Consider the following 25940-nt stretch of genomic DNA (forward strand, 5'->3'; position numbering starts at 1 on the left):
GATTACAACAGGTTGTAACAAACCTAATTACAACGAATTCATTTACTTTCAGATATACACTTTAACAAAACACTTTGGAGGGATTTATTATGAAAATCGGAATTATCGGAGCAACTGGTAAAGCAGGAAGTCGTATTTTAAAAGAAGCATTGGATCGCGGACATGAAGTAACTGCAATCGTAAGAAACGCTGCAAAAATTACAGAAGACAATGTAAAAGTTTTAGAGAAAGACGTATTTTCTCTTACATCTAACGACTTGCAGGCATTTGACGTAGTTGTAAATGCATTCGGTGCTCCAGCAGGCGAAGAACACCTTCACGTAGATGCAGGAAACGTACTTATTGAAGCGATGAAAGGTGCACCAAATACAAAATTACTTGTAGTTGGAGGCGCTGGAAGCTTATTTGTAGACGAAGAGAAAACAACACGTGTATTTGAGACACCAGGTTTCCCGAAAGAATACCTTGCAACAGCTCAAAACCAAGGTAAAAACTTAGAAATTCTGCAACAAACAAATGACATCACTTGGACATTCATCAGCCCTTCTGCACTATTTGCATTAGGAAAACGTACTGGTTCTTACAAAGCTGGTAAAGACAACCTTCTTGTTAACGCAAAAGGTGATAGCTACGTAAGTTACGAAGATTTCGCAGTTGCAGCACTTGATGAAATCGAAAATCCAAAACATGTAAACGAACGCTTCACAGTAGTTTCTGAAGCTGAATAATAAGAAAAAGCTCGTAAAACATAATGTTTTACGAGCTTTTTCTTATTATTGTACTTGCTCTAAGCCATTTTGAGTAATCTTGAAGGAAATCTCTTTAAATTTTTTCGCATCCCCTTTTCCAATTAACTCACCAGTTTTATACCAACTTAAACGATCAGATTCTGCATGATACACTTTTACTACATCACCATACTCGAACATCATACCATTTACTTGCTCAGCAAAATTCTTTGAAGTTTCTTGTCCTTCTGCGGTTACATGCTTTTTCTCAGTTCCATTTTGATCATAAATCGTAAGGCCTATATACTGTTCATTTACAAAGCGATAATGAATCTCATCATTTGTAAATGTTGCATGTAATTTCTTTTCAGCGTGGTTTAACGTAATAATTGAACGTGTAACATCGGACACACCTTGATAGACTAGACTATCCCCATATGTCACTTCTACAGGAACTTCCGTCACTTTCTTATTTCCAAAACGATCTTTCGTTTCTACTTTCACTGTTTGCTGACCAATTTTTGTCATATCTATTTTCCCTACAAAATCTACTACTTCTCCACCCTGTACTTCAACAAAGTTCTTCACGTCTAGCGTTTCGCTATTTGTTCCGATTACTACTTGCTGCGGATTTGCTTTTACTGTTTGCTCACCGTCTAATCTTTCAAATCCATTTTCAGTTATTTTGAAGACTAATTCCTTTATCTCTTTACTTTTTCCTTCGCCCACATATACATCTTTTTGATACCAATGTAAACGAGAAGATTCCGCATGATATACTTTCACTACATCTCCATACTCAAATGCAATTCCATTTACTTCCTTAGCAAATTCTTGCGTATTCTCTAAACCTTTTACTGCTATATTTTTCTTCACTCTTCCTTCTTTATCGTACAATGTGAATTCAAAATACTTTTCATCTTTAAAGTAATCATGAATTAGGTTCTTTGTATCTGTCGCACTCAGTTTTTTCGTATCATGATGCAAAGTTACAATTGATTTTAAGTCACCATCTCTATAGCTTAGCCCATATACAAGTAGGCTATCTCCATATGTTACTGTTAGAGGAACTTCTGTCACTTTCTTATTTCCAAATCGATCTTTCGTTTCTACTTTTACTTTTTGTTCTCCGATTTTTGATGTATTTGGTTTTTCTGCAAAACCAACCACTTCTCCATTTTTTACTTGTACAAATTCTTTCGGATCTAGTTTGTCTACATCCATTCCGACTACTACTTTTTGCGGTTTCGCCGTCACTTCTTGTAAACTATCTTTTAATTCGAACCCTTGCTCAGTGATTTGGAATAATTTCTCTTTTTTATTTTTAGCCTTCCCTTGATCTACAAGTGTATTATTTTGGTACCACTTCAGACGATCCGGTTCTGCATGGAATACTTTTACTACATCACCATATTCAAAATCCAATTCATTTAGTTCCATCGCAAATCTTTTTCCCGTTTCTTGTCCTTCTGCAGATACGCGTTTCTTTTCAATCCCATTTCGATCATATAGCGTTAAGCCCATATATTCTTCTTTTTCAAAACGGTAATGTATTTCATTATTAGTAAAGTTTACATTTAATTTCTTCTTATTGTGGTGAAGTGTCACTGTCGACATTACATCATCTGAAAGTCCTTGAAAAACTATACTGTCATCATAAAATCCGTTAACTTGGACAGGAATTGAATTTTTATTTCCTTTCTCATCCCCAATTTCTACTAACACTTCCTGTTTACCATTCTCTAGTTTAGGCCATACAATCTTTCCTGTTACTTTTACATTCTCACCTAAATTTCGAACAAGTTTACTTGCTTCATTCTCGTCAGAATCTGTACCAACTAAAAGATTTTGTACTTCATTAGCAGGTTCACCATATGGAACCTTATACGGTTCAACTTGCTTCTCACGAATATCATTACTATCTGTAGCTTTCCAGATTTCCTTTTCTAATTTAGGTAACTTTGATTTTTCTATTTTCTCTCTAATATCATCATTTGGTGTTAATCCCCATTCCTCAAAGAAAGGAATTAAATTTTGCCCTGCCACTTGCGATGTCATATAAATAAATAGCTGCTTTTTCTCTTCATCAGAATGAGGCATTTCACTCTGAGGTAACAAACGATAAGCTTGATGTAACCTAGGATAAAAATGTTCTCCATACACTACATTTAATTGCCAAAACATTGTAAGAGGATTAATGTCATCAATGAATCTTTCTGCTTTAGGCTTCTCTAAATACTCAAATGAGTTTTTATAGTGCTCATCCATTTCTAATTGATTCCCTAACGCCTTTTGAACAGCTAATGAGTAAATATTTACTGTTACTTCCCTTACTTTAGACCACTTCCACGGTTCTTGCTGATGTAAATGACCAACTTCATGCCACGGTCCCCATCCATCCTTCTCAAGTACCTCTATATCTAAAACTCTATTCATTGCAGTTGGAATATATCCTGTATGATAATGTTTTGCAAACATAAAGTCCCCTTTAGCAGGCTTCCGTTTTTCAACAAACTGAACATAATGAGTTGGAGATTTTGCAACCCCAACACTGTCCTCAGATAATCCTGCCACTGCGTTTTCTAAACGGATAATCTTATCATGCAATTTCATTAAATCTGTTGGATCCGTATTCTTCATATATTTCTGCACAGAATCGTAAGTAGTAGTAATTAAGCTTCTCTCACCTTTTAATTCAACTGCATAAGGATCCTTATATTTTTTTAACATTTCATCCCAATCTTTTTTTGTATGCTTACCTAAAATAAATAAAGGAAAGTGACTACCACCATTTGTAACGGAAGCTGTTACTTCTCCTTTGTTATTCATATTATAAAAATATAAAATACCGCCTCTTGAAGATGAAATAACATTTTTCCCTGGTTTTAAATCAAACTCCTCTGGGTCCTTTTCATCATAAGATCTCGTTCCAATAAAAGCTTGGATAGACTGCGTTCCTTTTATGTCAATTGTAATCTCTTCATTTGGCTCTGCATAAATTCCAGTCGGTTCATTAGCGGAAAGTTTCCAAGTAACTCTTAAACGATTATTTTCTTCTTCTACGCTACCTTTCCCCGGCAACTGAAATACTCTCTGCTCAAACTTATTCTCTTTTACCTCTTCTAATTTCCCACCTTTATTTTCTTCCAAAGGTGCTGCATATCCTTTCGATGCTTCGAAAGCTACTGGTGATAATAATGTAGATATACAAATACCAGCTACTAATACCCTACTCTTTTTCTGCTTTGACATAATCTGTGTCCCCTGTCCTTTTTTTAGACAAACCATCCTATATATTCATTTAATAAGAAATCCTATTATTTTTATAAAAACATTTAACGAATAGACTAACGCCTCTCGCACCTATATCAATTACTTCCGCATTTCTCTAAATGTATTCGCTTTCTTATATTGTAAAATTTTTCATGTATTATGCCCTCCTCACTTCACTCTACTTGTGATGAGTTCTCTTCTTACATAAAAGGAACATAGTAAAAGATATATTTTAGTCTCGTCATCTATACATCTAAAAATAAAACCTTACATTTTCTTCATATATGACCATCTATAGGTAGTTTTTCCAACTGAATTGTACACGCTTTACACTTTGTTTGATAGCCTCTCTAATTAGAATAATGTTACAATTCCGTGAATAAAACCCATTTATTGTAACGTTTAGATTTCTACATATTTTATTATTTTTAAATACTTCTTCAAACGTTAAAATAGTGTTTCACTTGATTAATTATTATCTTGATATACTTTTAAAGAATTCATATAAAAAAGCATTGGCATACGCCAATGCTTTTTCATTATCTCTTTTGATTCGGTTTATGCGGTTCATTTGGAGTATATGGCTTATTTGGTTTATTTGGAGCCTCGGCCTTTTTCCAACTTACCGCTAACTCTGGACTTGTTTTTTCTTCACTACGCTCAAGTAATACTACTGCATTTTGAATAGTCGGTGTACCTTTATGCGCAATCCCTTGTAATTTCGTTAAATTTCCTGATACTTTAAAGCTAAATCCACCAGCTGGTGTTTGTTTCGGAATTAAAATGCGGAACTTTTCTCCTACATTAAATTCTGTTTTTGTTTCGCCTTTTTCATTTGCAAATTTCACGCCCGCTGGTGCACCTGTTGCTTGCACTTTATACGTTCCGCTTTTTGCATTTGTTTCTACTGTATATAAACCTGTTTCAAAGAAATCATTTTTTAATACTGCTTCTTGTTCTTCTGTAGGAGTTACACTCATTGTAATTTCTTGTAACTCTTCACTAGCGCTTGCTTTTGCAACGATGTCTTTCGTTACTTTCTCTACATTTTTATTGCGGAAATCTAAATCATTAATATCGATTTGTTTTAACGCATTCCACACTGCAAGCTGCGTTGCGTAATGTGCTTCTCTCCAATCAGAAACACCTAATTCTTGCGGACTCTTTTGTGGATATCCATTCAATAGTACACGGTATACGTTAATATCCACTTTCCCCATTTCCGGTAAATCTTGACCGCTTGGAGATTTCAAATCTACATTTAAGCAAAAAGCAATTTTGCCATCTGCGGTTTTAATAAGCTCTGTTCGAATTGGTTTCTTCTTTGACTTACTATAACTCCAATTCATTTCATACTTTGTATGATCCATAACTTCTGCAAATGCTTTTTGAAGCGGGAATAACACAAATAAAACACTTAAAAACATAGCTAAAATCTTGAACGATTGCTTTATATTCATGTTTACAGCCCCTTATCACAAACTTAATACTAAGTAGTATTTATTTAGAAACTATTTTTATGCACAAAAAAAGAGTGCTTTTACGCACTCTTTTTTCTTACTTTAATCTTAGAAATCGAAGTTATCAGGATCTGGACCAACGCGATGATTTTGATTTAACGCATCGATTTTTTCCATATCTTCTTTTGTTAATTCAAAGTTAAATACATCAGCGTTTGCAATAATACGGTGTTCTTTCGTTGATTTTGGAATTGTGATTACTCCATTTTGAAGATCCCAACGTAAAATAACTTGAGCTGTTGTTTTACCGTGTTTCTCAGCAATCTCTTGTAATGTTTCGTTATCTAATAATTGACCTTGCATTAGTGGTGACCATGCTTCCATTTGAATACCTTGTTCTTTACAGAAAGCTTGTAATTCTTTTTGTGTTAAACGAGGGTGGTATTCTACTTGGTTAATCATTGGTTTAATTTCTGCATCTTTCATTACATCTTGTAAGTGATGAATTTGGAAATTACTTACCCCAATTGCACGTACGCGTTTTTCTTTATAAAGTGTTTCTAACGCTCTCCACGTATCTTTGTATTTCCCTTCTACAGGCCAATGAACAAGGTATAAATCTAAATAATCCAGCTCTAATTTTTTTAAGCTTTCTTCATATGCAGCAAGTGTCGTTTCATATCCTTGATCCGAATTCCACACTTTTGAAGTAATGAATAAATCTTCACGAGAAATGCCTGCTTCTTTTATACCCGCGCGAATTCCTTCACCTACAGCTTTTTCATTTCCGTAAATTGCAGCTGTATCAATGCTGCGGTATCCTGCTTTAATCGCCGATTTCACTGCTTCTACAAGTTCTGGTCCATCCTCTACTTTAAATACACCTAAACCGAACCAAGGCATTTCTACACCATTATTTAATACTGTTTTACTTTGTAAGTTTTTCATTTTATTTTCTCTCCTTTTATTTTACTTGATCTCTTTTTTCTAATGTCATACTCCACGCAGTTAAAACAACAGCACCTACTACCATAATTCCACCTACCCAAGCCGTATGAATTAATCCTAACGAGTTCGTTACAATACCGCCCAAGTAAGCACCAAGAGCAATTCCTGCGTTAAATGCTGCAATGTTAATCGCCGATGCTACATCAACAGCGCTAGGTACAAACCTCTCAGCTAATATAACAACATACACTTGTAGCCCTGGAACATTCATAAATGCGAATAGTCCCATGAAAATAATTGTGATGAATCCAGCGACTTTAAATGGCGCTGTAAATGTTAAAACAAATAATACAATCGCTTGAATAAAGAACATGTAAAATAACGCTCGAATCGGATTATGATTTGATAATTTTCCCCCGACCATATTCCCAATCGCAATTGCAATTCCGTATACTAACAAAATAATTGTAACGGTACTTGCTTTAAATCCTGTTACTTCTTGTAATAACGGAGATAAATACGTAAATGTTACGAACGTTCCCCCGTATCCTAATGCAGTAATAATAAATACAAGTAACAGTCTTCCATTCGTAATCAGCTTAAATTGATCGCGAAATGATACAGACGTACCTTTTTTTAAATTAGAAGGAATTAGCATACTATTGGCGATTAAAGCAACGATTCCAATGGCCACAATAACAATAAACGAGGCCCTCCAGCCAAATTGTTGACCGATAAATGTTCCAATTGGTACACCTGTAATAGTCGCAACCGTTAAACCAGTAAACATAAATGCTATTGCACTTGCACGTTTATTCTCAGGTACAAGCGCAGCCGCAATTGTAGCTCCAATTGACATAAAAACACCATGCGCAAATGCAGATACAACCCTCGCAATAAGTAACACAGTAAAACTTGTTGCTACCGCCGCAATTCCATTACCAATAATGAAAATAATCATAATCCACATTAATAACGTCTTTCGCGACATACTAGCTGTTAATGACGTTAATACTGGAGCACCAAACGCTACTCCTAATGCATATAAAGAAACAGTTAACCCCGCTGTTGTAACAGAAACATGTAAATCCTCTGAGATAGATGGTAATAAGCCGACACTAATAAATTCAGTTGTACCAATTCCAAACGCACTAATTGCTAGTGCTAATAAAGCAAACATACTTCTCCGATTCGTCTGCATAACCGAAGAAGATACTGTATATGAATTCAATTGAACTCCTCCTTAATGCGAGAAATCCAATCATAATAGTATGATAAAAAGGCCTTTTTATCTTCTACAAAAATAACTTTACTGTTGATATATGCTATTATGAATGGCTTTACTCTTTTTTTGAAGAACGCACTTAAAAGTACGATAGGTACCTAAAAGTAACATAGGCACTTTTTAGTACCGTACTACTCATTTCCCTCTTACGTATGCTATTATGGAACATATTCAACATGATAAAAAGTACGTACTTTAAAGTGCTATAGGCACTTTTTAGTAACATTTAATTATTTAGCTTCTTTTGTTGGAGAACTTAAATCTACATTCATCAAAGGAGATTTTTATATGAAGAAATATAATATTCCCGTTGAAGCGACTTTAGAGGTTATCGGTGGAAAATGGAAGGTTGTTATCCTTTGTCATCTAACGAAAGGCACAAAAAGAACGAGTGAACTAAAACGTTTAATGCCTGGGATTACACAAAAAATGTTAACTCAGCAATTACGTGAATTAGAAGACGATGGGGTTATTCAAAGAAAGGTATACAATCAAGTACCACCAAAAGTAGAATATTCACTTACAGAATACGGTTGGTCTTTAGAGTCCATTCTTGATTCTCTTTGTACTTGGGGCGAATGCCATCTTGAAAAAAGCGGTAACACATCGATGCTAATTGTAGAAGGTGAATAATAGGAAAAAGGAAAAAACGAACATGAATTTGTTCATTTTTTCCTTTTTTTCTTTATATGTATATACATTTCTAACTGGAACAAAATATTTTATACGCTTTCATACCTTGTCAGCACTACGTTATACACTCAATATCAAATAATTAGGAATCATTTTTATGTTAACATAGGTGTATATAGTATATAATATAGGATATATATTATATACACTTTCCGGTAACGGAGCTTTTCCATTATGCGGACAAGCCATGTATCGGACAGTTCATAAATAATAAGTAAGACGTTATGGTTTTAGATTTATGTTTGCAGCTTACTTGCTGTCATAAATTTAAAGGCATTTTATTGTGTTTTGTGAAACTTTGTATAAAGTTTCGTAAACGTTTACTATCTTACTTATAAAAAATAAGAGTATTGCTATCGTAAAGGAGAATTGGAGATGCCAGAAACTATGACTCAAACAAAGCCAGAACAAGAAACTGTACAAATTTCTGCTAGCCAAGGACAACTTGATGTACTTGATCAGTTGTTAAAACCTGAGGTACAAGAATCATTAACAACACTAGTAGAACAGCTTCCAAAATTAACTGAGCTTGTTAACATTTTAACTAAGTCTTATGACTTCGCTCAAACTGTTGCTACTGATGAAGTATTAAAAAGCGACACTGTTGGTGCAATTACAGAGCTTGTAGAACCTGTAAAAGATACAGTGAAAAGCATGGCTGCAACTGCAATCGAAGCGAAAGATCGTGCTGAAGAAAGCAACGAAGTTATCGGCCTATTCGGTCTGTTAAAATTACTAAAAGATCCACAAGCACAAAAAATGTTCCGCTTTGTGAACGCATATCTTCAAATTAGTGCAGAACGTAACAATAAATAATTTAACTTATAACAACAATTAGTAAAGACGGGGGATATCATACTATGTCAAAACAAATTGTCATCTTAGGCGCTGGTTATGGCGGTCTTCTTGCCGCTTTAAACGTACGTAAATATTACAGCAAATCAGAAGCACAAGTTACAGTGATTAACCAATACCCAACACACCAAATCATCACTGAACTACACCGCCTTGCAGCTGGTAACGTGTCTGAGCAAGCAGTTGCAATGCCACTTACAAAGCTTTTCAAAGGACAAGACATCGACCTTAAAATTGCAACAGTTGAGTCATTCTCAGTTGATAGCAAAGAAATCAAATTAGCTGGCGGCACTACTTTATCTTACGATGCACTTGTAGTTGCTTTAGGAAGTAAAACTGCTTACTTCGGTATTCCAGGACTAGAAGAAAACAGCATGGTATTAAAATCTGCTGCTGATGCAAATAAAATCTACAAACACGTTGAAGACCGTATTCGTGAATACGCGAAAACGAAAAACGAAGCTGATGCTACAATCGTAATCGGTGGTGGCGGATTAACTGGCGTTGAGCTAGTTGGTGAGCTTGCTGACATTATGCCTAAACTTGCAAAAAGCCACGGCGTAAATCCAAAAGAAGTGAAACTTCTTCTTGTTGAAGCAGGTCCAAAAATCCTTCCAGTATTACCAGACCACTTAATCGAACGTGCAACTACTAGCCTAGAAGCGCGCGGCGTTACATTCTTAACTGGTCTTCCTGTAACAAACGTTGCTGGCAACGAAATCGACTTAAAAGACGGTCAAAAACTTGTTGCTAACACATTCGTTTGGACGGGCGGCGTACAAGGTAACCCATTAATCGGTGAATCAGGTCTTGAAGTTAACCGTGGACGTGCAACAGTTGATGCATACCTACAATCTACTTCTCACAAAGACGTATTCGTTGCTGGAGACAGCGCTGTTGTCTTCGCTCCAGACGGACGTCCATACCCACCAACTGCACAAATTGCTTGGCAAATGGGTGAGTTAATTGGATACAACTTATACGCAGCACTAGAAGGCAAAGCATTAGAAGAGTTCGCACCTGTAAACTCTGGAACACTTGCTAGTCTAGGACGTAAAGATGCGGTTGCTACAATCGGAGCAAGCAATACTCCACTTAAAGGCTTACCAGCATCATTAATGAAAGAAGCAAGTAACGTTCGTTACTTATCACACATTAAAGGTCTATTCAGCTTAGCTTACTAATCTGAATATAAGCCCGAATCATGCCCTGCATGGTTCGGGCTATTTTTATCCGTAATTTTCTCTAACTTATTTATTCGTCAGAAGAATAATATAACCCTTTTAATTATCTAAATTTACTGATTATTTTATGTCCAAATTGTGTATACGAAAAGATGGAAGTATTCTTCCTACTCCCATCCTTTCACACAAACTATTCGCCTAACTTCACAAGGCTGTAGTTCTTCTTCCCTTTACGAATAATAATAAATCTTCCATCAAATGAATTTTCTACAGTAACATCCGTACCCACATCTGTTACTTTCTCACCATTCATAGAAATCGCACCATTATTAATGTCTTCACGTGCTTGTCGTCTAGATGGTTCAATTCCTAAATCGACTAGCCACTCTACGATGTTTTTCGTCTCTTTTGAAGACTGGAATGTTGGCATTTCTTTAAAGCCTTGTTCAATTTCATCAGCTGTTAACGATTTAATATCTCCGCTAAATAACGCTGCTGTAATTTTCTCAGCTTGCAGGAACGCCTCTTCTCCATGAACAAATTTCGTCATTTCTTCTGCTAACACTTTTTGCGCTTCACGTTTATGAGGTTCCGCTTCTACCTTCGTTGCTAATTCATCAATACGCTCTTTCGTTAAGAACGTAAAGTATTTCAAGTATTTAATTACGTCACGGTCATCTGTATTTACCCAGAACTGGTAAAATTCAAACGGTGTCGTTTTTTCAGGATCAAGCCAAACCGCACCACCTGCTGATTTACCAAACTTCGTACCGTCCGATTTTAATAATAACGGAATCGTTAATCCGAATACTTTCGCCTCATGACCTTCTAACTTACGAATTAAATCTAAACCACTCGTAATATTTCCCCATTGGTCACTACCACCAATTTGAAGTTGAACATCCTCTTTCGTGTATAAATGATGGAAGTCCATCGCTTGCAAAATTTGGTACGTGAATTCCGTGAAAGAAATACCTGTATCTAAACGGCTTGCTACAATATCCTTCGCTAACATGCTATTGATGCTAAAGTTTTTCCCGTAATCACGTAAAAACTCAATAATATTTATTTCATGTGTCCAATCATAGTTATTTACCATCTTCACTTCGCTATTTCCACCAAAATCAAATAGCTTTTTCATTTGTGCTGTTAACGCATCTACATTATGCTGAACCACTTCTAACGTTTGAAGTTGACGCTCTGATTGTCGTCCACTCGGATCACCAATTGTTCCTGTTGCCCCGCCAATTAAAATAACAGGATGATGACCAGCTAATTGGAATCTCTTCATCATCATAAACGGAATCAAATGTCCAATATGCATACTATCACCAGTCGGATCAACTCCGCAGTATAGCGAAATCTTTTTCTCTTCTACTAGCTTACGTAAACCTTCTTCGTCAGTCTGCTGATTAACGGCGCCGCGCCATTCTAATTCATCAATAATATTCATCTTTTGTCATCCCCTTTATTTTTTAAAAACAAAAAGCCCCTATGTCTACGATAGACATAGGGACGATTATTCACCGTGTTACCACCCAGTTTGCATAAATAGCATAGCTACTCATACCACTCTTAGCAATAATATCGATTGCTAGTCCGCTTAGCATTACCTAAGATACTCCAGAGTGTAATTCGCAAGTTTGTTTGTGCTAGGTTCCAGCAACCCCTAGCTCTCTCGTTAACAGTGACAAACTGCTACTGGGCTCTTTCAACGTATGTTATTTGTTAAATTATTAGCCATTATATTGAATTGAAAACAAATTGTCAACAATACCCAAATATTATTTTGAAATAATTCATATCTTCATACGTATTTTGTTATTCCTTATCTTCTCCAATAATCCTTACTTCTCGCTCCAACTTCACGCCAAATTTCTCTTCAACTGTCTTTTGTACGAAGTGAATTAAATCGATGTAATCTTGTGCTGTTCCGTTATCAACATTCACCATAAACCCAGCGTGTTTTAAAGAAACTTCTACTCCACCAATTCGCTTACCTTGTAGTCCTGAGTCTTGAATTAACTTACCAGCAAAGTTATTTGGTGGGCGCTTAAATACGCTACCACATGAAGGATATTCTAGAGGCTGTTTTGACTCACGTTTAAACGTTAAATCATCCATTTTTGCTTTAATTTCTTCATGTACACCTTCTTCAAGTTCAAATCTCGCTTCAAGAATAATGTAATGGTTGTTCGCAAATACACTCTTACGATATCCAAATTCAAATGCTTCTTTCGTCAAAGTACGTAGCTCTCCATCACCTGTCATTACGACAGCTTCTGTTAATACAAACGAAATTTCACCGCCGTATGCACCAGCATTCATATATAATGCTCCGCCAACTGAACCTGGAATACCACAAGCAAACTCAAGACCCGTTAAGTTATGGTCTAAGGCAATACGTGATACGTCAATAATTGCTGCACCACACTGTGCTACAATCGTCGTTCCTGTTACAGTAACACCTGTAATATGAATTAAACTTACTGTAATCCCGCGAATTCCACCATCTTTAATAATGACATTCGATCCATTTCCTAAAAACGTAACTGGAATATTATATTCGTTCGCATATTTGATAACTTCTTGAATTTCATCATAATTTGTAGGCGCAACAAAAACATCTGCTTTTCCGCCAACTTTAATATGCGTATGATTCTTTAACATTTCATCTTGTTTAACATGTCCTTCAGGCAATACCGTACTTAAATATTTATAAACCTCTTGCATATTCATTTTACGATTCCTCTATTTCTATATTCATTTTATCCCGTTATACGGGCCCATAATATCCCCACGTACATGAAAGAACCTAAAGTGGTGGATACAGTGTACCCAAAATCAATTCGAGACACCTATAAACCTCTTAATTTATAAGAGGTGCCACTCATATTAAAATATATATTGCATAATAAAGCAACCCAAATGGACTACTAAACTTGACATGTCATCAGAAAGACAACAATTTGTAAAATATGTGACTTTTTCAAAACACTATCCCTCAGTATCTTACTATACCACACAAAAAGAAAGTGGTATTTTTTTGTACTTTTTACTTTATTTACATCAATAAAAAAAGAGCACATCCCACAGAATGCGCTCTTTCTATACTCTTTATATTACTTTTCGTTCTCTTCTTTTTCTTTATCAAACCATAACAGCTCATCGTTATCAACTTCACCATTATAATTGATTAAAATTTCTTCTCCTGCTTTTATATCCTTATAAGCATAGAAGTTAAACGTATGGTTCTCGAAGACAATATCATACGTTGCATTCGGTGTATATGAATGATTGAATAACATACCGTATCCTAAAAGGATTGCCGTATGATTGATTCCATACTCAAATGCGTAGTCAGCAAGTAATGTTTTCTCAATGTGTTCATGCTGTTCATTCGGATAAGAGATAACTGGTGCTGCGTGTATCAACTCACCTTTTTTAATATCACGAGTTGCAAATACACCTCTATTAAATTCTCCATCACTAAGTTCAGAAGTCTTAACTTCGATCATATGCGTCACCTATTTAATTCTTTCTTTGAAGTATTTTAATTCCGCTATTAGCTGAATTTTATCTCCTTAAGCTTGGCAGAAAACGCGCAGAAAAGCAATTAAATTCCTATCAAGTATTCGTTTCAATGAAAAAAGAGCACATCATTCGTGCTCTTTCCAAGTAATATTACTTTTCTAAAATATCTTCTAACAACTTCACTTGCTCGCTAACAGTTTGTAACGTCTTCACTGACGTATCATTTCGATGTTTTTCTTCTTCCACACTCGCTAGCACTTCTTCTGTAGCTGTAGAAGTTTGCTGAATTACGTTAGAAGCATGCGTAACATCCTTTACGATATTCGTGGTTTTAACTTGGAAACTTTCTTGATGAACAACAACCTCTCGCATTACTCCATTAATCGCATCAATAAACTTCCCTAAATCAGTTACATTTGTTAAAACGCTTGCTAACATCTCGTTACATTCTTCTTGTACTCTTTCTGACTTCTCTACCTGCACTTCTACCTTACTTGCTTGATTACTAAACTCCTTCAAAATCCCTTGAATTCTTCCCGCAGAACGATTTGATTCTTCAGCAAGCTTTAACACTTCACTCGCTACAATAGCAAAACCTTTTCCATGCTCGCCTGCCCTCGCAGCTTCAATATTTGCATTTAAAGCTAGCAAACTCGTCTGACTTGAAATATTCGTTATTACATCTACAATTTCATTAATTTGTTTCGATTGCATCATTAAATCTCTAAATATAATTCCAGACTGTGAAACAACATCATTTAAACTTCTCATGTTAGTTTCAAAATTTCTTAGAGTATGTACACTACCTTTTGAAATTTCTAAGCTTTCATCCACACGAGCCGATGCAGTTCTTACTTGAGAGATGATTTGTTCAATATTTCCCTCCATATCATTCAATACTTCTACCGAACGATACATCATCTCTGATTGTGATTGCGTACCAACTGCCACCTCTTCAAAGGCAAAATTAATTTCACTCATCGATTCCATCGACGTGTTCATATTTTGTCTTAAATGATTGAAATTACTATCTAGTTTCACAACTGTTTCTTCAATAAGTCTTTGCGTCTCTTCTAACTCCTGAGCTTTTCTCATTACTTCTTGCTTCTCATCACTTAAACGAAGGAGCAGATTAGAACCGATTTTCGTGACGCCCCACATAGCGATTGTTACAATCGCTAACAAACTTGCGAAATTAGCAGCTTCAGACGAGGCTGTATAAGCAAAAAATTGCTCCGGCCAATAGCTACAAAGGATAAATGTGATCACAACAGCTACCCCGCCAAGAATTAAAATGAGGCGCTCACTTAAGTAAATAAGTGAAACAGCTAATGTAAAATAGACCATTTGAAATACAGCCGGGCTTTCATTAAAAGCTTGTACCATAATGTAAGACATTGTAAGCAACATAAATGTCATGATATATTTATACGCTGATTCCATACTTTTTATAAAAGTAAACAGCGTTCCAAATGCAACGACAGAAATACCACAAATCCAAAACGCTATGGCTCTCTCTGTAAAAATATATCCATAATACCCAATTGCGATTATCCCAAGAAAGAAACTACAAATCGTTATAAACAGTAATAAATGATTTTTCTGTGATTCTTTCTCAAGGTTAGAAAAACAAGTCCTCTTTAACCAATCCATATGAAGCCCCACCTTCTACTTATACATATCAATTACTTCAGTTTAAATACCGCACTTACTGGGTTATGATCGCTATTTTCAAACTTTAAATCTTTCCCTTGTACATTTACAATCTCTACATTCGGTGAAACGATAAAGCCATCAATAATAGTGACGAAATTTTCACCTTCTACATATTTCTTTACATCATCTCTCACAGTCATAACAGACGGATCTACAGCCCACTTAAAGCCACCGTCTGTAAAGTCCTTCGGTAACTCTACTAACCACTCAGGACGCTCTTTCACGAACTTCGGATCACTTAATTGAGCGTTTGAAACTAATTGATTCCAATCTCCGCCCATTATTACGTAATCACCATTTTCATAATGCTTGTTCATATATTCTTTTAAGTACTCTACTTGCTGTTTTCTAATTTTCCCGCCTTCATCATAAGCAGACAAATGTAAATTTACGAGTCTAACATGTTTCCCATTATTAACAGGAATTTTATATTCCACAATTGCTCGATCTAAATCAAACAAACGCTTTGGCCAAGGCTCCATTCCAGGCAGCTGGAACCTCTTCGCTTCTTGAACAGTGTATTTAGAAAACGTACTTAATCCAGCCTCCGCATATCCCATTGGATTTGTTATTGGCACTGGAACCCATTTCGTATCGTAGTTCTTGCCAAATGACGAAACATAATCAGGTAATCCTTTTTTCAAAAATTCATGTTCATTTACATCAAATGAACGAAGTGACTTTATATCAACTTCTTGTAATAGCGCAAAATCACTATTCTCATTTTGTAAAAACGAAAGCATATTCTTTAAATTAGTTTCCGTTTGCTCTTTACTACTTGAACCAGATCCCTTTCCACCATCCATAAAGAAATCTTGATCCTTATCTAACCCAGCATATCCAATATTAAATGTTGTAACTTTAAACTCATTTCCAGTCGCTAATACGCGCTCCTTATTATTCTCTACCTTCAAGCTTATAACATCAGCAGGCTGTTCTTTAGTAAGTGTCATATAAGCTAGAAATCCTCCTACAATGCCCGCTACTACTAAAACACATGTAAATACGATTTTTAAAAATTTCTTCAAATAAATGACTCCTTTTCACGCAAATTTATTTTTCTTTATTTTCAGTCAAATAAAACAAAACGACACACATAAGAAACATTTTATCATAATTAAAACCTTATATCACTATATTTAGTTGATAAGTAATCGATCCCATTTTAATTACTTGAAAAACCTTCAGACATCAAAAAAAGAAAAGTTACACCCTCCTCCTCACTGGAAATTAAACGGTATATTTAGTACACTATATGTAATAATCATAGGCGATGGAGTTCGCCATAAACGCTGCTTAGCTAATGACTCCTACCAGTATGGATACTGGTAGGAGTCTATTTTTTTGAGCAAGCTATTTAAAGAGGTGAGAAAATTGATTTATATTATCGTTGGCATTGCTGGTATATTAGGAGCTCTTTCTCGTTATTATTTAGGTCTTAATATCAACACATTTTGGCATCATTCATTTCCATTGGCAACATTACTCATTAACTTAATCGGTTGCTTTTTCTTAGCGTGGCTAACTACTTATATCGCTCGGCTAAACATCTTACCTTCAGAGGTTATCACAGGCATCGGAACTGGATTCATCGGTTCCTTTACGACTTTTTCAACATTTAGTGTAGAAACTGTGCAATTGATCAATCATTCTGAGTGGAGCATAGCCTTCTTATATGTATCATGCAGCATACTTGGTGGCCTCATTATGTCTGGCCTTGGCTATACACTTGGAGATTTCTTAATTAAGAAATCTCTTACAGAAGGTGATTACTCATGATAGAAGCTTTATTAGTCGCAACAGGAGGATTTTTCGGTGCGATTACACGATTTGCAATTAGCAATTGGTTTAAGAAAAGAAATAAAACACAATTTCCAATTGCTACATTCCTTATTAATATAACAGGAGCATTTTTACTTGGATATATAATCGGCAACGGAGTTACTACAGGCTGGCAACTATTATTAGGTACTGGATTTATGGGCGCATTCACTACATTTTCTACGTTTAAACTAGAAGCCGTTCAACTTCTCAATCGAAAAAATATTAGCACTTTCCTTTTATACTTAAGCGCTACTTACATAATTGGTATCCTCTTCGCATTCCTTGGAATAAAGCTAGGCGGAATATAAAAAAAAAAGCGACTCTATTGAGTCGCTTTTTTTCATAAGAAGTATGTTCCGCCATATGGAATGGAAAATATACCGGCTGGATGTACATCGTAATGTACAATTTGCATCGGAAGCTGTGAATACGGCATATACTGATTTTGCATCATTTGTGCAAAATATACTTGTTGTTGCATTTGAATAGCTTGATTCATAGCATGAATTGTTCCCTGTGCCCCAGCCAGCGTAATAGCTGCTCCTACTTGTCTTCCATTATAAAAATGATGGTTCATCATGATTCATCTCACTTATTCTTTTTCTTCCATATGGTATGTTTCTATTTCATAGTGAGTGTTTCGTCCCTATTGGTAACCCCTATTTATTGCCCTTTTTCAACTTTGAAGTAATAAATCCAAATAATAATACACCAATACCACTAAGGAATAATACATAACTTATCGGTACTAGGAAAAAGAAAGGTTCTTCAAGGAATCCATCCGCTCCTACTTTACTGTTTGAAGCATGTATAGTTAAAGAAATAATCGCTAAAATCATGAAAGAAATAGCTACTACGTATTTATTTTTCATTTCACATTCTCCTCTACTTATGTAATTCCCCTTAGATTCTTACCATCATATTATCTAAAAAAGAATTAACAGTCAATAATTATTTATTGTTAAACAATAAATAATTATTGACTAAACAAACAACAAAAAGGTTTGCAAAGCATCTTAAATCACTTCGCAAACCTTCTAAATTATAAATATTTACACTTCAAACCTCTTGCTTAATACAATATACATTGCGCAAAATAGCACGAATATCCCAGCATAAATTAACAAAATCTCTACACTAAACATATCCGACAACGGACCAAATATTATCATTCCTAAAGGAAGCGCGCATGAATTCGCAATTTGTACAAGGCTAAACATCCGTCCGTGCATTGATGGTTCTACTTTCTCCTGCAATAACACAGTAACTGGTGTATTGAAGCACGGCATTGTTATACCAATTAAAAAATTAAAGACTAAATACATAATAAATATCGGTGCTATTCCGAGTCCAATCATAAGCAGTCCATATAATGCACAAGCTAGCGCTGTTGTATGCATACGATTACGAAAACCACCCCACGCTGCAATCAATACGCCACCAGCTGCCGCACCCGCACTAAAGGTCATCTCACTAGCAGTAAGTCTCCACATTTCGGCCCCGAAAGAACGAGTTACCATTAAAGGTGTTAAAAAAGCAGCTGGACTTATTAAAATCATGACGATAATCAATAAAACGATTAGCCTTTTAATAAATACATTTTCTTTTAAATAAGTGAACCCTTCTTTAATTCCTTGTAGATTAGATTTTTGCTTACTTTCTACATTCACATGTCCTTCCACATGAATGACAAACATAATACTAATTCCAATCATAGCTGTAATAACATCAATAAAAAATGTTGTTTCAATGCTGGCAATAGAAAGAATCGCAGCACTTGCTGCTGGAGAAAGAAACATAATTAAAGATGTAATACTGCTATTTATTCCATTTACTTTCATAAGATACTCTTTCGGAACGATTTGCGGAATTAATGCATTCACAGCTGGCGTTTGTACTCCTGTTCCGGCTGAACGAATGAGTAACACAATAAAAAGTAACCAAATACTTTTATATCCTGTTAAAAATAAAATTGCTAAAACTAACGTCGCAATCGCTATAATTCCATCCGATAACATAATCATCTTTTTACGGTCATAACGATCAATCCAAACACCTGCAAACAAAGATATCGCAATTTGTGGTAGAAAACCGCAAACAGTTGAAATAGTCAACATCACTCCTGATGATGTTGTAAGGGTGATATACCATATAATCGCGTATTGCACGAGAGAGGAGCCGAACAACGAAATAGTTTGAGCGGTCAAAAATAATATAATTTTCGTTTTCCAATTGTTTTCACTCATATGTTTCACACCCCCTTAACTAATCCCGTCTCTATATGAAAGATGCTATCTGCCCAATCAAGATAAAAACTTGCTTCGTGAGATACGAGTATAATACTGCCCTTAAACTTAATTAACGCCTTTTGCAAAGCTTCCTTCGCTTCTGCATCCAAATGATTTGTCGGCTCATCTAAAATTAATAAGTTACAAGGTGATAATAATAATCCGCACAGTTTCACCTTCGATTGTTCACCACCACTTAACGTACGAATTTCTTGCGAAACGTGCGTATCCTTCACTCCACACGCAGCTAAATGATGGCGTATTTCCTTCATATTCAGTTTAGGAAACTGTTCTGAAATAATTTGAAGCGGCGTTAAAGAATCATTGCTCCAATTTAAATCTTGCTCATAATATCCAATCTTTATTTGCTCTGAAAAGTGAAACTCTCCAGAAATACTAGCAATATTTCCAACGATTGTTTTTAATAAAGTAGATTTTCCTACTCCATTGAAACCTGTAATAACAAGTTTTTGCCTACCCATTACTGAAAAATTCAACTTTGGTAAGAGAGCGAAGTCGTAACCAACTTCAAGGTTATTTACTTCAAGAACTGTCTGAACTGAAATGGGAAGTTCCTGAAAATGAATAGAAGGTTTATGAGTAAAACTTGGTGGCGCAATTCTTTCCATACGCTGTAATTGTTTTCTACGACCTTGCGCTATTTTTGAATTCACCCCAGCAATATTTCTACGAATATACTCTTCCGTTTTTTCAATTTTCTTTTGCTGTGCATAATATTGGCGAATATAATCTTTTCGCAAATGCTCCTTCTGCCTTACAAAATCTGAGTATTTGCCGTAATACTTCTTAACTGTCCCGAACTCTACATCACATATGCAAGAAGTTACCTTTTCCAGAAAATCAAAATCATGTGATACGACAATAAATGCTCCTTCAAAATTCATTAAATAATTAGCAAGCCACTCCACATGCTCCTTATCGAGAAAATTCGTCGGTTCATCTAGCAATAAAATATTAGGCTCTTCTAATAAGAGCTTCGCTAAAATTACCTTTGCACGCTGCCCTCCGCTTAATTCACCAATCACACGATTCATCCCAATCACATCAATACCTAAACCGGCTGCCACCTTATTCGTAATACTATCTACTGAATAAAAATCATGAGCCTCGAGCAGTCCTTGAATTTCTGCCGCTTTCAATAGTTGATTTTCATCTCCAGTCATCGCACTTTCTTCATATAACTTGTTCATTCTCTTTTCCATTTCATACAAATCATAAAAGGCTCTCTTTAAATATTGTGAAATGGTGTAACCCTCATCAATTTCTGCGTATTGATCAAGATGTCCAATTTGAATATTAGGTTGCCACTTTATGTCTCCCTTATCAGGAATAATTTCCCCCACCAATATTTTCATTAATGTGCTTTTTCCTGCACCATTCTGTCCAACAATTCCCATATGCTCTCCTTTATGCAAATCAAAAGAAGCATTTTCGTATAATACTTTATCTATAAAACTATGTGATAAACTTTCCACTTTAAGTAAACTCATTTTTATTCCTCTTTTCCTGAAATTAAAAAAAGCAGAGAGATAGCGTCATTCGACACTAGCCCTCTGCTTCGTGGTTTTTCCTATACTACTCCAATTTATAGTAAAGACTCATCGGAATAATATACACAAAGGGCCATAGACAAAGCATTGTCTATGGCCCCTTAATCTATTTTATACACCAGCTGAAAAACCATAACGAAATAAGCATAGATAAACTATACTTTTTTAGAAAAGTTATTCAGCCGATGAATATAGGGGATTTATCCCCCTTGATTAAGCTCCGTACAACGCTTCACCGTATACATTTGTGCGGAGCAAAGTTTTCTAATGAGTTTTACAAATTTTATATAAAGCATATTATGCACCTTCCTTAATACTTAAAAAGGATTTTAGCATACGGTTTTACGAAGCGTCAACATTACTTCCGAATCTTTCAACTACTTGTTTTCAAAATATTGCTTCTGAAACATACACATTCTTATCGCATTATGATAGTTACCATCAACGAAAAACTCATCGATAAGCTCACCTTCTACCATAAACCCAACTTTTTTATAAACATGTACTGCCTTTTCATTTTCCTTATCCACAACTAAATAAATCTTATGCATATTTAGTACGGAAAAAGCGTAATCCATCGCTAAACGCGTCGCATCCACTGCATAACCATATCCTTGATAATTCGGATCAATAATGATTTGGAATTCTGTTCTACGGTGAATATAATCGATTTCTACTAACTCAACTAATCCAACCATTTCATTGTCTTTCTCAACGATAAATCGGCGTTCGCTTTGATCATGTATATGTTTATCATATAAGTCTTGCAGCTCCACAAATGCCTCATACGGCTCTTCAAACCAATACGACATAATATGCGCATTATTATTCAGTTCGTGTACAAACTTTAAATCTTCTCGTTCTAATGGACGTAACTTCAATTCTTGATTCATTTCTATAACCTCCAAGTAAAAGAAACCTCTTCACTTAATTTCTCAATTTTTTTCGATTTCAAACGCCCTAATTTCATTGTAAACTTTCAAGCAACTTGAAGGTCAAGATGTAAAAAAGTAGTGCTGACTTATGTCTGCACTACTACTCTTTTCTCAAATCTCTCATATTTGATATGTATAAAGCAATAACTAAAACAAGAATTGCTCCTGCGTATAATAACGTCTCCATCGGTTCCTCATGAGACACAATAATTAATCGAATTAAGGCCGTAATTCCGATATAAATAAAATAGCGTAACGGGAAATGATAATTCGATTTAAAATACTTAATAATTAATGCAATGAACTCGAAGTATAAGAAATAGACGATGATACTTTCAACCAATTTATAAGACGTATACTCTTTTGCCGAAAAAATATACTGCACGAACGTAATTGTCTCATTCACTAAGAAAATTGATAACACAATGGATAATATAATTAAGGCTATATTTAATATCCATTGCAAAACACTAGCTATAACATGATCGATATTAAATGACTTCATTTTCTCTTTAGACTCCCCTTCGTATAAGTACTTATTTATTATAGCAAAATTACGATTGGAAAGAAGTTAAATCATATATTCGTCCTTTGTTGTTGCCAGTGTAGGGGATATTCATTGTTTGGAGGAGTCTTTTAACCGCAGAACTAGATTCCATATTAAGAAATTCCCTCAATTCGCTATTAGTAGTTATCATACTAAACAGAAGTGTGTAATCTTGTACAGCACGTAAATGAGCATGTTTAGACATACTATTGCAATTTGAACAACGCCATCCCTGTCTTTCTTTTAACATTGCCATTGTAAAACATTCCTCACACTGTACACCCTTTAGCAATTCCTCTTTTTTAATTTTATATTGCGCAAGAACATTTTGACGTTGCGGAATGTGCTCATTCATAATCTGGCCTATAAGTCCATTTATATTATCAATCACTTTTTCTTTATATTGATTTTTAATCTGTTTTATTCTATTAGGTAAATTTGCACTGTGGATAATTTTACTAGACAGTATTTCATCTGAAGTTTTAATAATTGTACGAGGGGAACTAATTACAACGAGGGCTTCAATCGGAATATTATGTAAATCATGTAGATTCAGCCATTTTCTCAGTTGCATCTCTTGCCGTTTCAGTTGTAAAAGCGGATCTGGGAATCCTTCTTCCGTATTACCATCTACTATTCGAATAAGTTGATTGAACTTTGTATCAAAAATTAATGTACCAATAATATTTTTTATTTCAAGAAAAAGAAGAAAATAAGATGAAACTATGAGGGTATCAATTTGGAAATAATGTTTTTGATCAAATAACCTAATATCATGTAAAATACTGTATTCTGTTTCGGGTAAAAAACTAAGTGGATACTCAATCGCCTGCTCTCCTTTATAGCCGGCCATAAATTTCGCTAGACTTTCAACCACCACATTCCTTTTTGGATGATGAGCAGGCAATCTTCTAAGTAAAGCTTCTAATTGCAGCAAATATACGGGCATTTTCCGCTCTTTCACAATCATTTTTATCCCCCTCCAAAATATATCAGCGATTTTTCAAATATATCAGCGCAACTCCAAATATATCGGCGATTTTCGAAATATATCGGCGCAACTCCAAATATATCAGCGATTTTCGAAATATATCGACTTATCGACAAAAAACGACACAACATACACACATAAAATTTTATACACAGTATAACATCACATCTAAAATCGCAATGTAAGCATAATGTGTATACCCCAATGTGATTACGCCAGTTTCAAAATAAGAAATTCACATTCACCCCATGTAAAAAACCTTTTTATAAGTATGAAAAAAATTTAGGAATTAGTTTATCTTTTTTTAATGTTTTATTTAGAGGCAGTTTATAGTCGAGTATTAACATAAGAAACGTAGCAACTAAGCTCGTATATGACGCACTGCTACTATAATCGCTAACCGTACTACCTAAAATCATAAAATAAGGAGACGATAAAACATGAACAAAAAAACAAAAACACTATCATCCATACTGCTCGGATTCACATTAGCATTAACAGGGTGTGCTGGTACTAAAGCTGAAGAAAATCATGGGAAACAAAAGCAAGAACAAGTTGCTAAAGAAACAAAAAAGGAAAATAAATTAACTAAAGGGCAAAAAATGGCTAATATTCTTAGCGAGACAAATTGGCAAGGTACACGAGTGTATGACAAAGATAAGAATGACTTAACAAAAGAGAATGCAAACTTCATCGGTCTTGCAAAATATGATGCGAAGTCAGGCAGATATGAATTTTTTGATGCTAAAACAGGTGCAAGTCGTGGCGATAAAGGAACTTTCTTTATCACAAATGATGGGAAAAAGAGAATATTAATTTCAGAATCAATGAAGTATCAAGCTGTCGTTGACATGACAAAACTAAATAAAAATCTATTTACTTATAAACGAATGGGGAAAGACGCTAACGGTAAAGATGTAGAAGTTTTCGTTGAACATGTTCCATATAAAGAAAAAGAACTTTCTTTCACTGATCCGGACAAGCAGCTGAACACGACTACAGGAGATATTGTTAAAAACGTTGATGGAGATAAAATTTTAGGCGGTACCCTTTGGCACGGAACAAAGGTATTAGACGAAACTGGTAACGATGTAACACAGTTTAATTCGAATTTTATAAGTCTAGCAAAATTTGATGACAAATCTAATAAATATGAGTTCTTCAATAGCGAAACAGGTCAAAGCCGCGGTGATTATGGCTACTTCGATGTTGTACACGAAAATAAAATAAGAGCCCATGTTTCAATTGGAAATAACAAATACGGTGCTGCTCTTGAACTTACTGAACTAAATAAAAATAAATTTACGTATAAAAGAACTGGTAAAGACCAAGCTGGTAACGATATAACTATATTCGTTGAACATGAACCTTATAAAGGTGATATGAAACCACAATTTAGCTTTTAAAAACGTTTGATTCTCTTTAAAAAATCATCTCATATCCACCCTCAACACTTCAGCTTGATTGTTGAATATGAAAACTTTAAAAAGCCTTACTACACATAAATTGTAGTAAGGCTCTGACTATTTAAGATAAAAATTAAAAGACTTCATTCCATCTATACAAATAAAGTTTAACAACTGATATTATCATCCCCTCCAAGGAAAAGAAACCTTATTTCAACTTTCCTATTGATAAGTTAACACGATAATTCCCGTATTTTAATAGTCGTCCTAGAAAGTTATCTAAGTCTTCATTGGAAGCAAAATGTGTTTTTAATAAATAACACCCCTCACCACTTATACGGTGTACTTCAGAAACCCCTTCTTCTCCTTGAAAGAAATTCATAAACTCTTGGTGATTGGCTGTTGTTACGAACAAAGTAACAAATGCAGTCACTACTTGCCCTAATTTAATTCGGTTTATTGCAATTGTATACTGTTCAATAATCCCTAGATCCTCTAATCTTCGAATTCGATTTCCCACAGCTTGCCCCGTCATATGTATTTTTTGGCCAAGTTCTTTCCATTGTATTCTTGAGTTTTCTCCTAATAATTTCAGTATCTCAAAATCTGTTTGATCAATGATATAAACCAATCCTTTCACCGTGAAAGTAGAAAGCCCGAAAGTATTTCGCCAACTTATTCTGCTTATCGATACAATTCACT

General features: G+C 35.0%; 24 protein-coding genes, 1 riboswitch and 1 other annotated feature. Of the genes, 7 read left to right on the forward strand and 17 right to left on the reverse strand.

The window, feature by feature from the left end:
• The first annotated feature begins 89 nt into the window (after nucleotides 1-89).
• Complete coding sequence (locus NST90_RS24095) at nucleotides 90-728, forward strand: NAD(P)-dependent oxidoreductase (RefSeq protein WP_000689881.1); 639 nt, start codon at nucleotides 90-92, stop codon at nucleotides 726-728.
• Nucleotides 729-773: 45 nt separating this feature from the next.
• On the opposite strand, the gene NST90_RS24100 is transcribed toward NST90_RS24095, so the two are convergent.
• The 4 genes from NST90_RS24100 to NST90_RS24115 all read right to left on the reverse strand — a co-directional run bounded on the left by NST90_RS24100 (nucleotide 774) and on the right by NST90_RS24115 (nucleotide 7610).
• The gene (locus NST90_RS24100) at nucleotides 774-3980 is read right to left on the reverse strand and encodes a putative mucin/carbohydrate-binding domain-containing protein (RefSeq protein WP_048558122.1); all 3207 of its coding nucleotides are present in this window, start codon (nucleotides 3978-3980) and stop codon (nucleotides 774-776) included.
• Nucleotides 3981-4540: 560 nt separating this feature from the next.
• Nucleotides 4541-5461 (reverse strand): thioester domain-containing protein, encoded by a 921-nt coding sequence (locus NST90_RS24105; RefSeq protein WP_001022514.1) that lies wholly within the window; start codon nucleotides 5459-5461, stop codon nucleotides 4541-4543.
• A gap of 108 nt (nucleotides 5462-5569) precedes the next feature.
• Complete coding sequence (locus tag NST90_RS24110; protein WP_065224371.1) at nucleotides 5570-6409, reverse strand: aldo/keto reductase; 840 nt, start codon at nucleotides 6407-6409, stop codon at nucleotides 5570-5572.
• Nucleotides 6410-6425: 16 nt separating this feature from the next.
• On the reverse strand, nucleotides 6426-7610 hold the full coding sequence (locus NST90_RS24115; protein WP_170965414.1) for an MFS transporter: 1185 nt from the start codon (nucleotides 7608-7610) through the stop codon (nucleotides 6426-6428).
• 372 nt (nucleotides 7611-7982) lie between these two features.
• Here NST90_RS24115 and NST90_RS24120 point away from each other — a divergent pair, with 372 nt between their 5' ends.
• The 3 genes from NST90_RS24120 to NST90_RS24130 all read left to right on the forward strand — a co-directional run bounded on the left by NST90_RS24120 (nucleotide 7983) and on the right by NST90_RS24130 (nucleotide 10426).
• The gene (locus tag NST90_RS24120) at nucleotides 7983-8327 is read left to right on the forward strand and encodes a helix-turn-helix domain-containing protein (protein WP_000760475.1); all 345 of its coding nucleotides are present in this window, start codon (nucleotides 7983-7985) and stop codon (nucleotides 8325-8327) included.
• A 435-nt stretch (nucleotides 8328-8762) separates the two neighbouring features.
• Nucleotides 8763-9203: a DUF1641 domain-containing protein gene (locus tag NST90_RS24125; RefSeq protein WP_001115311.1), complete on the forward strand. Its 441-nt coding sequence runs from the start codon at nucleotides 8763-8765 to the stop codon at nucleotides 9201-9203.
• 44 nt (nucleotides 9204-9247) lie between these two features.
• Nucleotides 9248-10426 (forward strand): NAD(P)/FAD-dependent oxidoreductase, encoded by a 1179-nt coding sequence (locus NST90_RS24130; protein ID WP_006918768.1) that lies wholly within the window; start codon nucleotides 9248-9250, stop codon nucleotides 10424-10426.
• A 190-nt stretch (nucleotides 10427-10616) separates the two neighbouring features.
• Here NST90_RS24130 and tyrS read toward each other — a convergent pair whose 3' ends face one another.
• From tyrS to NST90_RS24155, 5 genes are all read right to left on the reverse strand, one after another.
• A complete protein-coding gene (tyrS, locus tag NST90_RS24135; protein ID WP_001021096.1) occupies nucleotides 10617-11879 on the reverse strand; it encodes a tyrosine--tRNA ligase in 1263 nt (420 codons plus the stop codon).
• Between the two features lie 55 nt (nucleotides 11880-11934).
• Nucleotides 11935-12150 (reverse strand) — a binding site (T-box leader).
• 97 nt (nucleotides 12151-12247) lie between these two features.
• Nucleotides 12248-13165, reverse strand: a complete 918-nt coding sequence (gene murB / locus NST90_RS24140; protein ID WP_001057102.1) for a UDP-N-acetylmuramate dehydrogenase — start codon at nucleotides 13163-13165, stop codon at nucleotides 12248-12250.
• Nucleotides 13166-13548: 383 nt separating this feature from the next.
• Nucleotides 13549-13944, reverse strand: coding sequence for an SET domain-containing protein (locus tag NST90_RS24145; protein ID WP_000573649.1), 396 nt, complete (start codon nucleotides 13942-13944; stop codon nucleotides 13549-13551).
• A gap of 166 nt (nucleotides 13945-14110) precedes the next feature.
• Nucleotides 14111-15613 carry a DUF4077 domain-containing protein gene (locus NST90_RS24150; RefSeq protein WP_000383891.1) on the reverse strand — a complete coding sequence of 501 codons (1503 nt, stop codon included), beginning with the start codon at nucleotides 15611-15613 and terminating at the stop codon, nucleotides 14111-14113.
• A gap of 32 nt (nucleotides 15614-15645) precedes the next feature.
• On the reverse strand, nucleotides 15646-16704 hold the full coding sequence (locus NST90_RS24155; protein WP_000714051.1) for an endonuclease/exonuclease/phosphatase family protein: 1059 nt from the start codon (nucleotides 16702-16704) through the stop codon (nucleotides 15646-15648).
• Between the two features lie 232 nt (nucleotides 16705-16936).
• A riboswitch (Fluoride riboswitch) is annotated at nucleotides 16937-16996 on the forward strand.
• Between the two features lie 54 nt (nucleotides 16997-17050).
• Between NST90_RS24155 and crcB (NST90_RS24160) the strand changes: the two genes are divergently transcribed.
• Together crcB (NST90_RS24160) and crcB (NST90_RS24165) are read left to right on the forward strand one after the other, a co-directional pair.
• Complete coding sequence (gene crcB / locus NST90_RS24160) at nucleotides 17051-17455, forward strand: fluoride efflux transporter CrcB (protein ID WP_000639312.1); 405 nt, start codon at nucleotides 17051-17053, stop codon at nucleotides 17453-17455.
• Nucleotides 17452-17808: a fluoride efflux transporter CrcB gene (crcB, locus tag NST90_RS24165; protein ID WP_025709821.1), complete on the forward strand. Its 357-nt coding sequence runs from the start codon at nucleotides 17452-17454 to the stop codon at nucleotides 17806-17808. The genes crcB (NST90_RS24160) and crcB (NST90_RS24165) overlap by 4 nt, the downstream gene beginning before the upstream one ends.
• A 32-nt stretch (nucleotides 17809-17840) precedes the next feature.
• On the opposite strand, the gene NST90_RS24170 is transcribed toward crcB (NST90_RS24165), so the two are convergent.
• The 7 genes from NST90_RS24170 to NST90_RS24200 all read right to left on the reverse strand — a co-directional run bounded on the left by NST90_RS24170 (nucleotide 17841) and on the right by NST90_RS24200 (nucleotide 23811).
• Nucleotides 17841-18080: a DUF3947 family protein gene (locus NST90_RS24170; protein WP_025709820.1), complete on the reverse strand. Its 240-nt coding sequence runs from the start codon at nucleotides 18078-18080 to the stop codon at nucleotides 17841-17843.
• A 79-nt stretch (nucleotides 18081-18159) separates the two neighbouring features.
• On the reverse strand, nucleotides 18160-18372 hold the full coding sequence (locus NST90_RS24175; protein WP_025118109.1) for a DUF3955 domain-containing protein: 213 nt from the start codon (nucleotides 18370-18372) through the stop codon (nucleotides 18160-18162).
• A 180-nt stretch (nucleotides 18373-18552) separates the two neighbouring features.
• The gene (locus NST90_RS24180) at nucleotides 18553-19746 is read right to left on the reverse strand and encodes an MFS transporter (protein WP_001293750.1); all 1194 of its coding nucleotides are present in this window, start codon (nucleotides 19744-19746) and stop codon (nucleotides 18553-18555) included.
• Between the two features lie 5 nt (nucleotides 19747-19751).
• Nucleotides 19752-21299, reverse strand: a complete 1548-nt coding sequence (locus NST90_RS24185; protein ID WP_048534592.1) for an ABC-F family ATP-binding cassette domain-containing protein — start codon at nucleotides 21297-21299, stop codon at nucleotides 19752-19754.
• A 437-nt stretch (nucleotides 21300-21736) separates the two neighbouring features.
• Nucleotides 21737-22252 (reverse strand): spermidine N1-acetyltransferase, encoded by a 516-nt coding sequence (speG, locus tag NST90_RS24190; RefSeq protein ID WP_001071092.1) that lies wholly within the window; start codon nucleotides 22250-22252, stop codon nucleotides 21737-21739.
• 142 nt (nucleotides 22253-22394) lie between these two features.
• Nucleotides 22395-22799, reverse strand: coding sequence for a phosphate-starvation-inducible protein PsiE (gene psiE, locus NST90_RS24195; RefSeq protein ID WP_000834708.1), 405 nt, complete (start codon nucleotides 22797-22799; stop codon nucleotides 22395-22397).
• 49 nt (nucleotides 22800-22848) lie between these two features.
• The gene (locus tag NST90_RS24200; protein ID WP_044584973.1) at nucleotides 22849-23811 is read right to left on the reverse strand and encodes a nuclease-related domain-containing protein; all 963 of its coding nucleotides are present in this window, start codon (nucleotides 23809-23811) and stop codon (nucleotides 22849-22851) included.
• 461 nt (nucleotides 23812-24272) lie between these two features.
• Here NST90_RS24200 and NST90_RS24205 point away from each other — a divergent pair, with 461 nt between their 5' ends.
• The gene (locus NST90_RS24205; protein ID WP_025709813.1) at nucleotides 24273-25238 is read left to right on the forward strand and encodes a DUF4822 domain-containing protein; all 966 of its coding nucleotides are present in this window, start codon (nucleotides 24273-24275) and stop codon (nucleotides 25236-25238) included.
• Nucleotides 25239-25446: 208 nt separating this feature from the next.
• Here the strand turns inward: NST90_RS24205 and NST90_RS24210 are convergent, their stop codons facing one another.
• The gene (locus tag NST90_RS24210) at nucleotides 25447-25878 is read right to left on the reverse strand and encodes an Lrp/AsnC family transcriptional regulator (RefSeq protein WP_025709812.1); all 432 of its coding nucleotides are present in this window, start codon (nucleotides 25876-25878) and stop codon (nucleotides 25447-25449) included.
• Nucleotides 25879-25940 lie beyond the last annotated feature (62 nt).

The sequence above is a fragment of the Bacillus sp. FSL E2-8900 genome, assembly GCF_037966225.1.
GTDB lineage: Bacteria > Bacillota > Bacilli > Bacillales > Bacillaceae_G > Bacillus_A > Bacillus_A cereus.

Coding starts and splice junctions, on each gene's coding strand:
- NST90_RS24095 (WP_000689881.1), top strand. CDS start 90: ATGAAAATCGGAATTATCGGAGCAACTGGTAAAGCAGGAAGTCGTATT.
- NST90_RS24100 (WP_048558122.1), bottom strand. CDS start 3,980: ATGTCAAAGCAGAAAAAGAGTAGGGTATTAGTAGCTGGTATTTGTATA.
- NST90_RS24105 (WP_001022514.1), bottom strand. CDS start 5,461: ATGAATATAAAGCAATCGTTCAAGATTTTAGCTATGTTTTTAAGTGTT.
- NST90_RS24110 (WP_065224371.1), bottom strand. CDS start 6,409: ATGAAAAACTTACAAAGTAAAACAGTATTAAATAATGGTGTAGAAATG.
- NST90_RS24115 (WP_170965414.1), bottom strand. CDS start 7,610: ATGCAGACGAATCGGAGAAGTATGTTTGCTTTATTAGCACTAGCAATT.
- NST90_RS24120 (WP_000760475.1), top strand. CDS start 7,983: ATGAAGAAATATAATATTCCCGTTGAAGCGACTTTAGAGGTTATCGGT.
- NST90_RS24125 (WP_001115311.1), top strand. CDS start 8,763: ATGCCAGAAACTATGACTCAAACAAAGCCAGAACAAGAAACTGTACAA.
- NST90_RS24130 (WP_006918768.1), top strand. CDS start 9,248: ATGTCAAAACAAATTGTCATCTTAGGCGCTGGTTATGGCGGTCTTCTT.
- tyrS (WP_001021096.1), bottom strand. CDS start 11,879: ATGAATATTATTGATGAATTAGAATGGCGCGGCGCCGTTAATCAGCAG.
- murB (WP_001057102.1), bottom strand. CDS start 13,165: ATGAATATGCAAGAGGTTTATAAATATTTAAGTACGGTATTGCCTGAA.
- NST90_RS24145 (WP_000573649.1), bottom strand. CDS start 13,944: ATGATCGAAGTTAAGACTTCTGAACTTAGTGATGGAGAATTTAATAGA.
- NST90_RS24150 (WP_000383891.1), bottom strand. CDS start 15,613: ATGGATTGGTTAAAGAGGACTTGTTTTTCTAACCTTGAGAAAGAATCA.
- crcB (WP_025709821.1), top strand. CDS start 17,452: ATGATAGAAGCTTTATTAGTCGCAACAGGAGGATTTTTCGGTGCGATT.
- NST90_RS24170 (WP_025709820.1), bottom strand. CDS start 18,080: ATGATGAACCATCATTTTTATAATGGAAGACAAGTAGGAGCAGCTATT.
- NST90_RS24175 (WP_025118109.1), bottom strand. CDS start 18,372: ATGAAAAATAAATACGTAGTAGCTATTTCTTTCATGATTTTAGCGATT.
- NST90_RS24180 (WP_001293750.1), bottom strand. CDS start 19,746: ATGAGTGAAAACAATTGGAAAACGAAAATTATATTATTTTTGACCGCT.
- NST90_RS24185 (WP_048534592.1), bottom strand. CDS start 21,299: ATGAGTTTACTTAAAGTGGAAAGTTTATCACATAGTTTTATAGATAAA.
- speG (WP_001071092.1), bottom strand. CDS start 22,252: ATGAATCAAGAATTGAAGTTACGTCCATTAGAACGAGAAGATTTAAAG.
- psiE (WP_000834708.1), bottom strand. CDS start 22,799: ATGAAGTCATTTAATATCGATCATGTTATAGCTAGTGTTTTGCAATGG.
- NST90_RS24200 (WP_044584973.1), bottom strand. CDS start 23,811: ATGATTGTGAAAGAGCGGAAAATGCCCGTATATTTGCTGCAATTAGAA.
- NST90_RS24205 (WP_025709813.1), top strand. CDS start 24,273: ATGAACAAAAAAACAAAAACACTATCATCCATACTGCTCGGATTCACA.